This is a genomic window from Mycolicibacter nonchromogenicus, from assembly GCF_002101775.1.
Lineage (GTDB): Bacteria > Actinomycetota > Actinomycetes > Mycobacteriales > Mycobacteriaceae > Mycobacterium > Mycobacterium nonchromogenicum.
Map to the genome: position 1 here is coordinate 68,985 of NZ_LQPI01000020.1, position 16,385 is coordinate 85,369.

At 69.4% G+C, this 16,385-nt stretch carries 8 protein-coding genes; 1 reads left to right on the plus strand and 7 read right to left on the minus strand.

Going from position 1 to position 16,385, the window contains the following annotated elements; all coding sequences use genetic code 11:
- Window positions 1-42 precede the first annotated feature (42 nt).
- The 7 genes from AWC18_RS01530 to dprE1 all read right to left on the minus strand — a co-directional run bounded on the left by AWC18_RS01530 (window position 43) and on the right by dprE1 (window position 14,952).
- Window positions 43-3,207 (minus strand): arabinosyltransferase domain-containing protein, encoded by a 3,165-nt coding sequence (locus AWC18_RS01530; protein ID WP_085137219.1) that lies wholly within the window; start codon window positions 3,205-3,207, stop codon window positions 43-45.
- Window positions 3,204-6,476: an arabinosyltransferase domain-containing protein gene (locus tag AWC18_RS01535; RefSeq protein WP_234806395.1), complete on the minus strand. Its 3,273-nt coding sequence runs from the start codon at window positions 6,474-6,476 to the stop codon at window positions 3,204-3,206. The genes AWC18_RS01530 and AWC18_RS01535 overlap by 4 nt, the downstream gene beginning before the upstream one ends.
- Before the next feature lie 246 nt (window positions 6,477-6,722).
- A complete protein-coding gene (locus AWC18_RS01540; RefSeq protein ID WP_085137223.1) occupies window positions 6,723-7,043 on the minus strand; it encodes a hypothetical protein in 321 nt (106 codons plus the stop codon).
- A gap of 538 nt (window positions 7,044-7,581) precedes the next feature.
- Complete coding sequence (locus tag AWC18_RS01545) at window positions 7,582-10,767, minus strand: arabinosyltransferase domain-containing protein (protein ID WP_085137225.1); 3,186 nt, start codon at window positions 10,765-10,767, stop codon at window positions 7,582-7,584.
- Window positions 10,768-10,801: 34 nt separating this feature from the next.
- A complete protein-coding gene (locus tag AWC18_RS01550) occupies window positions 10,802-12,805 on the minus strand; it encodes a galactan 5-O-arabinofuranosyltransferase (protein WP_085137227.1) in 2,004 nt (667 codons plus the stop codon).
- Window positions 12,805-13,569: a decaprenylphospho-beta-D-erythro-pentofuranosid-2-ulose 2-reductase gene (dprE2, locus tag AWC18_RS01555; RefSeq protein WP_085137229.1), complete on the minus strand. Its 765-nt coding sequence runs from the start codon at window positions 13,567-13,569 to the stop codon at window positions 12,805-12,807. Before dprE2 ends, AWC18_RS01550 begins: the two co-directional genes overlap by 1 nt.
- A complete protein-coding gene (dprE1, locus tag AWC18_RS01560; RefSeq protein WP_064996721.1) occupies window positions 13,570-14,952 on the minus strand; it encodes a decaprenylphosphoryl-beta-D-ribose oxidase in 1,383 nt (460 codons plus the stop codon).
- A gap of 167 nt (window positions 14,953-15,119) precedes the next feature.
- Between dprE1 and AWC18_RS01565 the strand changes: the two genes are divergently transcribed.
- Window positions 15,120-15,578, plus strand: a complete 459-nt coding sequence (locus AWC18_RS01565; RefSeq protein ID WP_085137232.1) for a hypothetical protein — start codon at window positions 15,120-15,122, stop codon at window positions 15,576-15,578.
- Window positions 15,579-16,385 lie beyond the last annotated feature (807 nt).

Sequence of the window (16,385 nt, forward strand, 5' to 3'; positions counted from 1 at the left end):
GTGCGTGTCGCGGAGCAGACACGCACGCTCGCGGTCGATTAGTCAGGCCTTGATGCGGATCTCGCCGGGTGACCACCAGCCCGAACGCGTCACGCTGCCCAGATCCAACTCTGCGGGCGTGGCCGGCGTGATCACGTCGAACTGACGCAACGAGCCCCAGTCGCGGCCCCAGTCGTGGTTGAGGTAGGTGGCCATCACATGCGCGCGCAGCAACATGTCGGAGATGCCCAGCAACCCGCCGTTGACGCCGTCCTGCCAGGTGTCGGTGTCCTGCTTCTTGGCGTTGTAGTCCGGGGTGATCCGGTACTCCGGCACCTCGGTGACACCGTTGGCGTGCAGCATCGGGTGCTGGCACGGGAAGGCCAGGCCCACCGCCCAGTCCAGCAGCACCGGCTTGTCCGAGCCGATGTACTCCTGGATGGTCTTGACTTCGGGCAGCCGCGGCGGGGTGAACGCGATCCAGTCCCGCGGGTTCAGCGACTTGTCCACGGCCACAATGCGAACCGCCACGGCGTCGGCGGGAATCGCCGAGCGCGGGTAGCGCAGGTTGCGCCACATCCGCGGCCACTCACCGAACAGGTCGTAGGGCACCAGCCGTCCGGCGGCCACCGGAACGCCGTCGGGTCCGGGCAGGCCGTATTCCAGCTGCACGTCCTGGCCGGTGGTGTAGCCCTTGAGCACGCTGTTGCCGGCGATGGTGCCGGCGGCGGTCACCGCCACCAGCGGGTGCGCGTCGTCGGCCGGGGGAAGCGTGTACCAGGCCGAGGTCAGCCGGGACTCCTGCTGGCCGTCGGTGCTGTAGCTGCCCGCCAACGGAATTCGCGCCGGGTCCAGCCCATAGGGCAGCGGGACGGTCGAGCCGTTGATCCCGGCCTTCTTGAGCTTCTTCGGGGCGTCCCAGTCGTAGTCGGTGCCGGGTTGGGTGATCGGCATCCGCAGCGACTCGGCGACCACCTTCTCCGGTACCCCGTTGGCGGTGAAGCCCACCGGGTTCACCCCGCCCAGCGGGCCGAGTTCGCCGTACTCCCCGGGCAGCGGGGTCAGCGCACCGTCATTGGGATCGGGTTCCACCAGCACGTTGTCGGCCAGCCCGCAGCCGCCCACGAACGCCCGCACATTGGCCAGGCCGTTGGAGTAGGTCGGGTATTCGCGGATGATCCCGGCCACCATCGAGGCCACGAACACGCACACCATGAAGCCCGCCGCCACCGGAACCGGCGCGGCGGTCAGCGCCCGGGCCAGCCGGCCCTCGCCGCGGTCACGCGGCGCGAAGTGCAGCCAGGTCGCCCACCCGGCCACCAGGGCGAACATCGCGAACAGGATTGTGCTGACGGTGATCCCGCCGATACGCGGCATGTCGGCATTGAACGGCACGCCATAGCTGGAGACGTACCACCAGCCGTTGGTGGTGGCGAAACACAACGCCAGGATGAACAGCACCGCGGCGGCGAACGCCATTCTGTTGCGCGACCAGCGCACCACTTGTCGCGAGACCAACACCGTGGTCAGGGCCGCCATCGCGCCGGCCACCGCCGCGAACAGCCCGAAGTGGTGCACCCACTTCGTCGGCGCGAACATCAGCGAGAACATGGTCGCCAGGATCACGCCCATCAGCCGCCACACCGGGCCGGCGGCCACACCGGCAACACGCTTGCGCCGCAACATGATGAACATCGCGGTGAACAGGCACAGCGCGCAGATCAGGAAACCGAATCGCCGTGACAGTGAGCCGTCGACGGTCGGCAGGATCAGGTAGTAGTAGCGCAGGTTCTCGGTGTACCAGGCCTGGCTGGGGCCGATCGCGGTGCGAACCCGGGTGGCCTCCAACACCGCCCGGATGGTCTGGTCGGCGAACACCACCGTCAGGATCACCGCGCCGGCGGCCAGCAGCGGCGCCACCAGCGGCCAGGTTCCGTGAATGCGGTGACGGCGCACCAGGATTCGCAGCAGCGGTCGGCCGCCGGCCAGCAGCGCGGCCACCGCGATCAGCCCGGTGGGCTGGATACCCAGGGTGAACGCGGCGCAGATGATCGCCAGCGCCGCCGGAGTCAGCCGGCTGGAGATGATTGCCCGCTCCACCAGCACGTAGGTGATCAGCGAGCCGACCGCGATGATGCCCTCAGGCCGCAGGCCGTTGTTGAACGGCATCCATGCCGCCAGCAGCACCAGACCGGCGGCCCACAGTGCCGGCTTGCTGGCCGCCACCGCCGGGCCGAATCGGGGCAGCACCTCGCGGCTCAGCAGCAGCCAGCACACCAGCCCGGCGACCAGGTCCGGCAACCGGATCCAGATGCTGGCGTCGGACACGTGCGTCATCAGCGCCAGCAGGTTGTAGTACCAGCCGAACGGGTCCTCCGGGCTGCCGAACCAGCGGAAGTAGTTGCTCATGTAGCCGGCGTGGTCGGCCACCCGCGCCATGCCCAGGATGTAGCCGTCGTCGGAGGAGTTCGCGCCGATCACGTACCAGAGCAGGAAGCCGAACACCACCACCACGTCGGCCAGCGAGAAGAACCGCCACCGGCTCGGGATCAGCCGATGCATCCGGTGCCCGTCGAGCCGGTCCAGCCGCCACAGCGCCAGCACCGCGATCACGGTGGCCAGGATGGCGGCGTAGATCGCGGCCCGTTTGAGCGCCGTCGGCTTGGTGGAGAACCGGGTGTCGATGTCGGCGGTCAGCGACAGGCCGTCCGGCGCGGGACCCGCCAGGTCGGTGAAGACCCCGACGATCTGCGGGCGCAGGTTCGGGTCGGCCCAGCCGTAGCGCTGGGTGACGCCGCCGATGGTGGCGTAGGTGCCGGCGTGCGACGACGTGACCTCGATGTCGGTGCAGCCGGGCCCCTCCACCTTGGCCCGCGGTGCGGTGGCCAGCACCACGTTGCGGTCGGTGACGTCCACCCGCTTCTCGGTGACGGTGATGAACAGCCCGTTGAGTGCGGCGTCCTTGCCCTTGGCCGGGGCGGTCGACAGCAGCGTGCCGCCCTCGGCGGGCAACTGGCGCACCAGCGCGCACGGCGCCTTCACCGACATCTCGATCGGGGTCTGCGAGATCAGCGGCGCGGTGACGCTGCCCAGGTCGCCGTGCTGCGGCCAGTTCAGCGTGGCGGTGGTCTGCACCACCGGCAGCAGCGGGGTGGCCACCGACAGCAGGAAGCCCACCAGGCCGGCGACCACGGCCACCCAGCGGGTCAGTTTCACCTCACGTGTCATGGCAGTGCTCGAATCGGTCCGGGCCGGCTCCAGCCGGTAACAGTGACGGTGCCCTCGTCGACGACGGCATCGGGTGCGTCCTTCGCGGGGATCAGCCGGTGATAGGCCTCGACCGCACCCCAGTCGCGATACCAGTCATCGCGCAGGTAGGTCGGGACGGTGGTGGTCCACAGCATGGCCTGGGTGATCATGAACGGCCCGCCGTCCTCGGCTGACTGCCACAGGTTCGACGACGCCGCGGTCTGCTTGTGATCCGGCATGATCCGGTACTCCGGCAGCTCGGCGATGCCCAGGTGCTCGGTGAAGGGCCGCTGGCAGGGGAAGTTCGCCGCGACGGCGATGTCCATCAGCACCGGGGTCTGCGGGCCCATCAACTCGCTGATGGTCTTGACCACCGGCACCCGCGGCGGGGTGAACGCGATCCATTGCTCGGTCGACAGGTTCGGGTCGTTGGCGACGATGCGCACCACGTCGGTGCCCGGCGGCGCCCAGGCCAGCGGGAAGCGCAGGTTGCGCCAGGAGTTCTGCGGGCCGATGTCGATGGGCTCCACCTCGTCCTGGGCCGCCACGGTGCCATCTTCGGCGGTGATGCCCCACTGCAGCTTCAGCGGCTGGCCGTAGTCGAGCTTGCCGTCCTCGCCGTGCGACCAGATCGCGCCGGCGGCGGCGACCACGACGATCGGGGCCCGGTCCGCCGACGGTTCGGGCAGCCGGTACCAGACCGAGGTCGCGTGCGCGGCGACCTGCTCCTGGTAGGAGCCCAGTACCGGGGTGATGGCCGGGTCCAGCCCGAACGGTAGCGCCACCCGGGAGCCGTTCACGCCGTCGGGGGCGTCGTCGGGAATCCGGCCGCCGGCCGTGCCGGCCGCGTCGCTTTGGTTGGCGCTGGGCTTGTTGGGGGAGGCGTCGGCGTTGGGCACACCCGGCTTGGCGATGACGGCCAGGGATGTCAGGTCGTCGTCGACGGCGTTGGGGTCGAAGCCGTAGGGGTCGGAGCCGCCGAGCGGGCCGAGCTCGCCGTAGGTCTGGCCCGGAACGGGTTGCAGCAGGCTGGCATTGACGTCGGGCTCGGCCAGCACGTCGTCGGCCATGGCGCAGCTGTTCAGTTTGGAGGTGATCGCGTCGACGTTGGCTTTGGCGGTGGTGTAGGCCGGGTAGCGGCCTGCGGCGGCCTTGGCCATCGATCCGACCATCAGCAGCACCATCAGGCTGGCGACGATCAGCAGTGGGGTGGAGGCCAGGATCCGATTGCGCCGGTTGGGCGTCACCTCGGTGTGCCCGGCGTAGTCCAGCCGGAAGTGCTGCCAGCCGGCCAGCAGGCCGGTGGCGATCGAGGCCGCCAAGAACATGGACGTCACCGGGCGGCTGGCGATCACCGGCGGGATGTCGAACCACGGCACCCCGTACCCGCCGACGTAGAACCAGCCGTTGACCCCGGAGGTCGCCACCGCGACCAGGAACAGCAGCGCGGTCACATACAGGGTCATGTTGCGTCGGCTGTGCAGCCCGACGCGGGCGAAGGTGAACGCGGTGAGCGCCGCCAGCGCCCCGGCCAGTCCGGCGAACCCGCCGAACTGCACGGCCCACTTGGTCGGGGTGAAGGTCAGCAGCAGCAGGCCCACCGCGGTGGACCCGATCAGCCGCCAGGCCGGGCCGCTGGCCACCCCGTTGATCCGGCCGCGCCGCAGCAGCACCACCAGCATGGCGAACATGCAGAACAGCAGGACCAGCACCGCGAATCGGCGGGTCAGTGAGGCGTCGACGTTCTCCTCGACGGTCAGGAAGTAGTACCGCAGGAACTCCTGGTACCAGGCGATGGTCGGACCGACCACGTACTTGATGCGGGCCGACTCGGCGACGGCGGCCAGGGTCTGCGACCGGCAGATCACCACGGCGATCACCGAGGCAGCCGCGGCCAGCACCGCCAGCGGTGCCAGCAGGCCGTCGGTGGCCCGGCGGCTGCGAATCACGCCCTCGATGGCCCGGGAGCCGGTGAGCAGCGGTGCCAGCGCGATCAAGCCGTGCGGAGCCAGGGTGACGGTGAAGACCGCCACCAGCACCGCCAGCGCGGTGGGCATCAGGCGGCGGGTGGCGATCGTGTGTTCCACCAACACCCAGACAGCCAAGGTGCCCAGTGCGATCAGCGGCTCGGGGCGCAGGCCGTTGTTGAACGGCAGCCAGGCCGCGGCGAACATGGCCGCGGCGGTGAACACCGCCACCCGGTTGCCGGACAGCCGGCCCAGCCGGGGCAGGATGCGGCGACTGATGATCAGCCAGCAGGCCATGCCGGCCAGCGTGGCGGGCAGGCGCATCCATACGCCGGCGGTGCTGACGGTGCTCAAGTGGCCCAGCAGTGCGGGGTACCAGTCGAAGGGGGCTTCGGTGGTGCCGAAGAACCGGTAGTAGTTCGCCACATAGCCGGCGTGCGCGACGTTGCGGGCCATCGTGAGGTTGTAGCCGTCGTCGCTGGAGATGGCGCCGATGATGTGCCACAGCGCCAGGGTGCCCAGCACGCCGATGTCGGCGAGCCAGGTGATCGGATTGGCCTTGAGCCACTGGGGCCAGCTGCGTGACGTGCGGTGGCATTCGCGGCGGTCCAGGACGGCCAGGGCGAGGATCGACGCCAGCACCGCGAGTACGCCCAGCGCCATCACGCCGGTCTTGAGCGTGGTGGGCCGGCTGATGAATCGGGTATCGACGTCGATGCGGGCGTTCAGGCCCGGCTGCGGGCCGATCTTCAGTTCGGTGAAGACGCCGCCGATCTGCGGCTTGTTCTCCGGGGGCAGGGTGCCCGCCGCGCCGGGGATGCCGACGAAATCCGCGCCGACTTCGCCGGCGTTGGCCCACAGGTGCAGTTCGCTGCAGTCGGCGATCTTGGCGCGGGGGGCTGCCGCGGCCACCTGGTCGCGGTACGCCGCGAACACGTCGGTCTTGTTGGCCTGCACGAACAGGCCGTGCGCGGTGGCGTCGACGCCGCCGGCCGGCACGGTCGACAGCACCAGGCCGCCCTTCTCGCCCAGGGTGGCCATCGCCGAGCAGGGAATGGTGATGTCCAGGCTGCGGGGCGCACCGGAGACCAGCGGAGCGGTGATGTCGCTGACGTGGCCGTCGGCGTTGAGGCCCTGCGGCCAGGCGATGGTGGCGGTGGTCTGCTTGACCGGGAGCAGTGGGGTGATGCCGCACAGCAGCACGCCGGTGACACCGGCCACCACCGCGATCAGCCGGGCGATTCGATGGCGCTGCTTGGGCTGGTCGTAGGTGGAGGACACGAGGCTCGATGCTATGCGACGGCGGTGGCCGGGCGGGGAACCCATCCCGCCCGTCCCGGAGGGAATCCGGGCCGGTGTCGCGCGGCCTGGACATGTGTCGCGTGGGCTGGCCCTGTGGTGCGCGCCTGGACATGTGTCGCGTGGGCTGCCCTGTGGCGCGTGCCTGGCTCTGCGTCGCGCCGACCCGCCTGTCTCGCGCGGTTCAGACCGGTGTGATTGTTGCCCGCCTCTGCGCGACAACCCACGTTATGTCGGGTAGCGGCTGGGATTGGATTGCGCCGCCTCGGCCCGCAGCGCCAGCACCCGCTGATGAATGCGGTACTCGGTGCCGCGGGGCGGTGTGCCCGCGGGCCCGTAACGGCCTCGGCCTCGCCGGAACACCCGGCCGCGTTCGCGTTCCCAGCGCAGCGCGTCCGAGATGGCCTTGGACGGTCGCCCCGCGACGCTGAAGCCGCGCGACTCCAGCTCCGCTGCCAGTTCGCTGATGCTGCAGGTGCCGTGATGGAGCAGGTAGTGGGTCAGTACGTAGCGCAGTTCGATGCCGCGCAATGCTCTGCGGTTCGTCATGACCGGACCTTGCCACCGGGCACTGACAGGCGTCGCCCGGCGCCAACCGGGTGATCGGCTTTGGGTGTTGGGTTTCTGACCCATGGGCGCACTGCCCACCGGGGCAATGAGCCACTGGGGCACTGAGCCACTGGGGCACTGACCCACTGGGGCGCTGATCCATCGGGGCACTGTCCCACTGGGGGCACTGTCCCACTGGGGCTGATCCATCGGGGCGCTGACCCCTGGCGCACTGTCCCACCGGGCGCTGATCCACAGGGGCCACTGATCCACAGGCCCGCCTCCCTGTCGCGTCGGCCCGACCGAGGGCATTTGTCGCGCAAAGGCGGGCAACTCTCACATACCTCGACTACGGGGGCGGGTGGGGAGCCCGTGGCGGGAGGGGTCTCCGTGAAGGATGCGGCAAGTGAGGTCGGTGCCGACGGGGCGACGCCGACGGGGCGACGCTGCCGACGGGGCGACGCCGACGGGGCGACGATGTCGTAGCGACCGCTGCTGGCCCCCGCTGCGGCCCGTGCCGGAAAGCGAAACCGGTAGATCAGTGCCGCAACGGCGCCGGGCTCCACAATCCGGAACGCACCGCGGTGCCCAGTTCCAGATGCGCAGGTGTGGCCGCCGGGTAGTACGGCGTCAACTGCTGCAGGGCGCCCCAGTCGCGGAACCAGTCGTGGTTCAGGTAACTGGGCACCGTGGTCGCGCGCACCAGCAACTCGGTGATACCCAGCGGGCCGCCACCGTTGTTGTCCATCACCGGGGAGTTCGCCTCGGCGCCGAAACGGTCCGGCAGGATCCGCCACTTGGGCACCTCAGTCACCCCGTTCTGGTGACCGAACGGCCGCTGGCAGGGGAACGCCAGGCCCACCAGCCAGTCCAGCAGCACCGGATCCTGCGAGCCCACCACCTCCTGCAGCGTGCTCAGCTGCGGCACCCGCGGCGGCGTCACCGCGATCCAGTGCTGCGGGGCCAGGTCGTCGTCGCGGACCACCAGCCGGATGCGGGTGGCCTCAGCCGGGATCGCCGACATCGGCGCGCGCAGGTTGCGCCACGCCGGAACCGCCCCGATGTCACCGAATTCCACGGTGCCGCCTGGCTTGTCGCTCGCGGCGCCGGCCTCGGTGGCCCACTGCGCGGTGACCTCGCCGCGGTCGAAGCGGCCCGCGGCCGCGACCACCAGCAGCGGCCCGGCGCTGGCCCGGTCGGCGGGCAGCCGGTACCAGGCCGAGCGCAGCAGCGCGGGCACCTGAAGACCGGGGCGCCAGCTGCCGAGCACCGGCACCCGGGCGGGGTCCAGCTTGTAGGGCAGGCGGGCGCGCGAGCCGTTGACACCCTCGGCGGCGGTGGTGCCACCCTCGGTACCGGCCTCGCCGCCGGACACCTCGGCGTCGTCGTCGGCCAATCGGCCCAACCCGGGCGGGCCCATCACCTGGTCGGCAGAGACGTCAGCGGGAATCCCGTTGGGGGTGAACCCGACCGAGAACGTCGCGCCCAGCGCCTCGTCGACCGGAGCGTCGATCGGGGTGAGCATCCCGGCGGTGGGGTCCTGTTCGACCAACACGTCGTCGGCCAGCCCGCACGTCTTGCCGGTGAGGGCGCCCAGGTTGGAGCGGCCCACCGTCCACGCCGGGTATTGGCCGAGCATCGCGGCGGTCAGCGACACCACCTCGAACACGATCAGCACCCAGGAGGCGATCGCCAGCGGGTAGCCGGACAGTGCCACCCAGCGTGGTTGCCGCTCAGCACCATTGGCGAAGTGGAACCAAGCGGCCACCAGGGCCGCCACCACCGTCAGGCCCACACCCAGGGTGGCGAACGCCAGATGCCACTTGGGGAAGGCGTTGGACCACGGCACCCCGAAGTTGGAGACGTACCACCAGCCGTTGACGCTGGCGAACGACAGCGCGGTGATGAACAGCACCACGGCGGTGAACAGCGTCCGGTTGCGCCGCGAGTGCATGGCCGCGGCGCTCACCGCGACGGCGGCCAGTGCGCCCAGTGACCCGGCCAGCCCGGCGAACACTCCGAAGTGATGCGTCCACTTGGTGGGCGTGAACATCATCGCGATGAACGAGATGATGGTGATCCCGATGATGCGCCGGCTCGGCCCCGCGGCGGTGCCGGGAATCCGACCCTTGCGCAACGCCATCGCCACCGACACCGCCAGCGCGACGCCCAGCGCCAGCACCGGGAACCGGCGCGCCACCGAGCCGTCGGGAGTGGCCAGGAACAGCCGCTCGTAGCGGACGTGCTCCTCGAACCAGGCCAGGCTGGGCCCGACCGCGGACTTCAGCGTGCTGGCCTCGATCTCGCCGGCCAGGGTCTGGTCGCGGAAGATCACGATCGCGGTGATGCTGACCGCCGCGGCGATCGGCGCCAGCAGCGGCGCCAGCCCGAACTGCTCGGACCGCCGGTGCAAGATGGTGCGCAGCGGCCCGATGGCCACCAGCAGCGCACCGATCGACGCGATCCCGGTCGGACCGGAGAACAACGTCATCGCGCCGATGATGCAGGCGAACGCCAGCGGCAGCAGCCGACTGGTGGCCACCGCCCGCTCCACCGAACACCAGGTCGCCAGGATGCCCAGCGCGATGATCGGCTCGGGACGCAGCCCGTTGTTCAGCGGCAGCCAGAAGGCCAGGAACATGCCCGCCGCGGTCCAGGCCGCCGCCCGGCTCTGCTTGACGGCGTGGCCCAGGCGGGGGATCACCTCGCGGCTGATCAGCCACCAGCAGGCCAGCGCCATGGCCAGGGTGGGCAGCCGCATCCAGATGCTGGAGGTCGACACGTGCGACCACACCGCGAGCAGGTCGTAGTACCAGCCGAACGGCGCCTCCGGGGTGCCGAACCAGCGGTAGAAGTTGGCCATGTAGCCGGCGTGCTCGGAGATGCGCGCCATGGTCAGGATGTAGCCGTCGTCGCTGGTGTTGGCGCCGACGAAGTGCCACCAGACCAGCACCGCGGTGACCACTGCGTCCAACGGTGTGGCCGACCACCAGCGGGCCGGCAGGAAGCGCCGGTGCCGGGTGCCGTCGGCGGTGTCCAGGATGTGCAGGGCGATCAGCGCGGCGATCGTCAGCACCACCCCGAGGATCATCGCCGCCAACTTGAGCGGGGTGGGGGCGCTGGAGAAGCGGGTGTCGACGGTGGCGCTGAATTCCAGTCCGGCCGGCGCAGGCCCGGACAGGTCGGTGTAGACGCCGACGATCTGCGGGCGGAAGTCGTAGCCGCTGCGGGTCCCGGTGAGCGGCGTACCGGGCTTCTCGGCGTGGGGTCCATATTTCAGGCCGACGAATTCGGCGGTGACCCGATCCGCGTGGGCGGTGAAGGTCAGCTTCTGGCAGTCCGGGCCGAGCACCTGGGCCAGCGGCGCCACCACCACCGGCACGTTGCGGACGACCAGAACCAGGTCGTCGTTGACGAGTTCGATGAGCAGGCCGCGGTCGACGGCCTTGGGCGCCTGCTTGGGCACCGTGGACAACAGCACCGAGCGGGCCGGGGTGAGGCCGGCTGCGGCCTGGCACGGCACGCTGATGTCGAGGTCGGTGGCGACGTAACTGATCAGCGGCGCCTGCACACTGGCCAGCACGCCGTTCTGCGGCCAGTTGAGTTCGGCGGTGGTCTGCTTGACCGGCAATAAGGGGGTGAGGATCGCCAGGAGGGTGCCCAGCACGCCTGCGACGATGGCGACGGCCCGAGCGATCCGGAAGTGGGCGCGCGTATCGGTCACGCACAGATGCTATCGGGGTGCTCGCCGACGCCCGTCAGGTGCGGACGGCAAGCACGAACGGGCCGATCTTCTGCACGTGGAACTGCGGCCCGGCGAACAGCGCCGCGTCGAGCTCCACCGTGTAGCGCCGCACGTTGGGGTGGTTGGGGTAGACGTCCTTGGCCAGCCGCAGCGTGTAGGTGTCGCCGGCGCCGGGCCGCATCAGAAACACCGTCGGCGCCGGCCACGGCAGATCGTCGAGCGCGCGGGTGAACTGCTCGGACGTCTCGAGCTTGGACCAGGCCTCGATCGCGGCGGCGCGCGCGGAGAACTGCGCCAACGGGTTGGCGTAGTGCGGCGTCAGCCCCTGGAAGCCCCAGTAGGGGTAGTAGGACAGGAAGCTGTAGTCGGCGGTGAGCACCACGGTCTGGTTGCGCGGCTTGCCGGTGGCCGCGGTGATGGCGGCGTCGACCGCCTCGTAGTACTTCGCGGCGCCCGGTGGGCGGCGGTCGCCGCGCTCACCGTGGCCGTCGGTGTCGGTGTAGGCGACGGTGATGTCGGGCCGCAGCACCTCGGGAATGTCCTGGCTGAACGCCACGGCGCCGGCCAGCCCAACCGCGGTCGCCACGGGGTAGACGATGGTGTGCCAGCCCTGCGCGGCGCGGCCGAGCGCCTGGGCGCCCTCGATGAACCCGAAGACTCCGGCCGTGGCCAGCAGCACCGTCAGCGTGGGCTGCAGCCGGAAACTCAGCAGGGTGGTGAGGGCCAGCGTGGACAGCATCGACAGCAGCGACCACAGGTAGACGCCGATCACGCCGATCGCCAGCGCACCCGCCCGGGTGGACTTGGTGGCTCGCACCACCAGCCACAGCGTGCCGAGCAGGCACAGTGCTCCGAGCAGCGTGAACTGCAGCATCGGGAAGCTCAGCTCGGCGCCGTCGCGGGGCAGGTAGTGGAAGGCGCTGCGCGACTCGCCGGGCGGGTGGTACAGCGCCTGGCGCAGGTAGGGCGTCCAGGTGATCGACGCGATGGCCGCGGCGATCACGCCGATGACCGCCAGCCGAGCCAGGGGGCTCAGCGTGGCCCTGATGCCCGCGCGCTTGAACGCCCGTGACGCCACCAGTACCGCGGCCATCAGGGCCACCGTGAACGCGGTGTAGGCCACCAGCAGGGTGTAGAAGGTGGCGGCGAAGCCCAGGAAGAGGCCGGCGCCGACGATCGCTGCCCAGCCGCGCCTGTCGTGTGGTGGGTTGTCTGCCGCGCCCTGTGCCGCGAGCCGGAATCCTGCGACGGGCGCCTCGGCGTGTCGGTCGCCAGATTCCGGCTCGGCGGGAAGGCGCGGGCCGGCGGGGTGGGGCGAGGCGGCGCTGCGCGGGCCGGCGCGCAGGCCGGACCAGGTCAGGATCAGCACCGGGGGCAGCAGCACGGTGATCATCGCCGCGTAGGGCTCCGGGGAGCTGTAGGCCAGCGTCACCGCCGCGCCGGCGATGGTGGCCAGCAGCGCGTACTCGAAGCGGACCATCTTGTTCCACAGCACCAGCGCCACCGCGGCGGCCACGGCGATCGAGGTGATCGCCCACGGCTTGTACATCTCCCAGGCCGGCAGCCCGGTCCAGGCCGCGGCCCGGCCGCCGAGCCAGAACCAGCCCGGCGGGTAGAAGGGCGGCAGCCCGAGGTAGGTCATGTCGGCCAAGGCGGGGCTGTCGGCCAGCCGGGTCAGGTATTCGGTGCGGAACTGCTGGTCCACCGAGATCCCGAACAGGTAGAGCTTGGTGGCGCCCAGCGGCATCGCCAGCGTCACCACCGAAAACGCCGAGACGAACACCACGGCAGCGATCCAGCCCACGGCACGCCGGCCACGCCGCCAGAGCCACCCCGCCGCGGCCAACCCGGCCAGACAGCCGACCTGCCCGACGGTGGTCAGCGCGTGCAGTTGGTTCGATGACGGATACGCGGGCCACTGCACCCGGGCGATCGCCATCAGCGCGACCACCGCGACGACGACGGCCACCGCAGCGGCCAGCATCATCTGACCGACGGTGGCCAGCGCGGTGCGCATCAGATGGGCAGCCGGCGGAAGATCGCCCGCGGGACGTGCCGCAGCACCATCATGACGTAGCGGAACGCCCCTGGCGCCCAGACGATTTCCTTGCCCTTGGCGGCGGCGGCCACCGCCAGTTCGGCGACGTCTTCCTTGTCGACGGTCAGCGGTGCTTCCTTGACGTGCGCGGAGAAGCGGGTGCGCACCTGGCCGGGCCGGATCACCAGCACCCGCACGCCGTCTTCGCGAAGCGCCTCGCCCAGGCCGAGGTAGAAGCCGTCCAGGCCGGCCTTGGTGGAGCCGTAGACGAAGTTGGTCCGGCGGACTCGTTCGCCGGCCACCGAGCTCATCGCGATGATCTGCCCGAAGCCCTGGGCGCCCATCTTGTCCGCGAGCAGCACGCCCACCGAAACCGCTGCGGTGTAGTTGATCTGCGCGACCTGCACCGCCTTGGCCTGGTTGTGCCAGAGTTCCTCGGCGTCGGCGTCCATGCCGAAGGCCACGATCGCCACGTCGATGTCGCCGTCCGAGAACGCGGCGTCGATCATCGCCGGGTGGCTTGCGGTGTCGAGCGCGTCGAAGTCGACGATCCGCACCGACTTGGCACCGGCTGCCTCCATGGCGGCCACGGCGTCGTCGCGACCGGGGTCGCCGGGCAGGCAGGCCAGCACCACGGTGGCCGAGGCATTGCGCAGGTAGCGCGCACAGATCGCCAGGCCGATCTCGGAGGTGCCGCCCAGCAGCAGGATGGACTGGGGGTTACCGGTGGCGTCGAACACCATCTACAGAAGCTCCAAACGTCGGGCCATATCGGAGGCGAAGATCCCGTCGGGATCGGCCTTGCGGCGTACCGCGATCCATTCGTCGATCCGCGGGTACATGGCGTGGAAATTCTCCGCGGTGGTGCGAGAGTCCTTGGCGGTGTAGAGCCGGCCGCCGAACTCCAGCACCCGCCGGTCCAGTTCGTTGAGCAGCTCGTTGACGCCGGGCTTCATCGGGAAGTCAAGGCACACGTTCCAGCCGGGCATCGGGAAACTCAGCGGCGCCTTGTTTCCCGGCCCGAACAGTTTGAACACGTTGAGCGCCGAGTAGTGCCCGCTGGCCTGGATGTCGATGATGATGCTCTTGAACTCCTCGACGGCTTCGGTGGGCACCAGGAACTGGTACTGGGCGAAGCCGGCCGGGCCGTAGCCGCGGTTCCACTCACCCAGCAGATCCAGCGGGTGATAGAACTGCGTCAGGTTCTGCACCTTGCCGCGATAGTGGCCGCCACGGCGGTAGTACAGCTCGCCGATGGCGCTCAGGCTCAACTTGTTCATCAACCCGTTGGGGAAGATGTCGGGCACCGTCATCAGCTGCGGGGCGTCGAACTTCAGCGGATTGCGGGCCAGCTTCTTGGGCAGCTCGTCGCGCAGCGCCAGCCGTCCACGGGTGATGGTGGCGCGGCCCAGCTTCGGCGGCGGGCTGATCGCGTCGAACCAGGCACTGGAATAGGTGTAGTTGGCCTCGCTGCCGTCGCTGTGGAAGGCGATGGTCTCGTCCAGCGTGGTGGTGTTGTCGCCGTCGTTGATGAAGTACGCCGTCTCGGTCGGCGTCATGGCGATCGTGGCGCGCAGGATGATCCCGGTCAGGCCGTTGCCGCCGATGGTGGCCCAGAAGAGTTCGGAGTCCTCGCCGTCCGGGGTGAGGTGGCGTACCGAACCGCCGGCGGTCAGCAAATCCAGCGACAACACGTGGTTGCCGAAGCTGCCCTCACTGTGGTGGTTCTTGCCGTGGATGTCGCAGGCGATCGCCCCACCGATGGTGACCTGGCGTGTCCCGGGCAGTACCGGCACCCACAACCCGAAGGGCAGGGCCGCCTTCATCAACTGATCCAGGCTCACCCCGCCGTCGACGTCGACGACACCGCGGTCAGACGAGATCGAGTGGATCCGGTTCAGCGCGGTCATGTCGATCACCAGGCCGCCGCCGTTCTGGGCGTTGTCGCCATAGGAACGGCCCAGGCCTCGCGCGATCACGCCCCGGCTTCCGGAATCGGCGCAGCGAGCCACCGCCTTGGCGATGACCTCGACATCCGGGGTCGACAACACCTGCGCCACGCTGGGCGCGGTGCGGCCCCAGCCGGTGAGGCGGCGCGGTGTGGTCTGCAGCTCGGTGCTCAACATCGCACATGAGGGTACCGGCAACGCGCCAGTTCCCGGTTCGGCGTGACTAAACGGGCCTGTCCCGTTACTATCGCGCAATGCCTGAGACTTCTGCTAGCGAATCCTCCTCTGCCAAGTCCAAGACCGCGGGTTTTCCGCAATCTTCCACTTCAGCCTCGGCGTTGTCGGTGCCTACTATCGCCGCGTTGGCGTTGGCCGTGATCGGCATCGTTTTGGCCATCCTCGGGTGGTTCCACCCGTCGACGGGCCAGAAGTTCTCTGACGACCAGCGTGCCGAGGCCAAGGGCAACATCTGCAACGCGCAGGCCGTCGTGCGGCAGGGCACCCAGTTCAACACCAACCTGCAGAACCCGGTTCCGGGCGACCTGGCCGGTGACCTGGCGGTGGGCACCAACGCGCGGCTTTCGCTGTTCGCCGGCGGCGCCTTCCTGCACCAGAGCCTGAAGGCCAACCCGGCTACCCCGGATGACTTGGCGACGGCGGTTGGCGACATGGCCGACACCCTCGAGGCGCTGAGCATCAACTACCTGGCGGGTCACTCGCCCGAGGACGCGGTCCAGCAGCCGCTGCGCGACCAGCTGCGCGGTCAGATCGACGTCTTGGACGACCTCTGCCAGGAGCAGTAACCCCCTTAACAATCCACGTCAGCACCGGCTGCGCCACACGGGCGTAGCCGGTGCTGATTCGTTTCCAGGGGTTGTTTGCTCGTGGGCCTGGACGAACCGGCTGTGGACGCGGCCAGCACTGAAACGCGCCGGCTCTCAAGAGGGCGCGCCGGCTTGCATCAGAACCGTCGGTCGAGTGCTCCAGTGTCGGGCTCACCACCGGCGGGGCTTCGCGGCCGGGTGGACTCGTCCCCCAATACCGGCCAAGCGGGATAGGCGCCGGCGGTCGACTTCAGCAAACTGCACCCGGTGGGCCTCTTTACTTTGCTGAGTGTTATCCGGCCGCGCCGATAGCTGAAGACTAGCTGGGAAATTTATATTAAGGCCGATGGATGAATTAAATTAACGACCGCGGAATAATTGAGCTTACGGAGCGAATCTAACCGATATTCGGGGCCGTAAGGCTGAACGACGGATTATCGTCTGCCCAGGTAAACAAGGGTTGACGCGTTCTGAATCCCTGTTAACGTGACTATTCGACAAATTACTGTGCCGTCGTTGTGTGTTGGTTAAGGGGAAAAGCATCATGGCTCGTAATCGTCAGGGCAGTTCTAAGGTTCGTCGCAGTCGAGTATTCGGTGCTTCGTCGGCTGTGAGTGCGTTTCTGGCGTTTGGGTTGGGGCCGTGGTCGGGTGCGCCGTCGGCGAACGCCGACTTCGAGGACTTCTTGGTGGACCTGTTCGGGGACACTCTGGGTGGGGCGGTTGCGGATCTGGGGGCAAATTGGGGGGATCAGGCTGCCTGGTCGGTGCTGTTGGACTCGTCAAC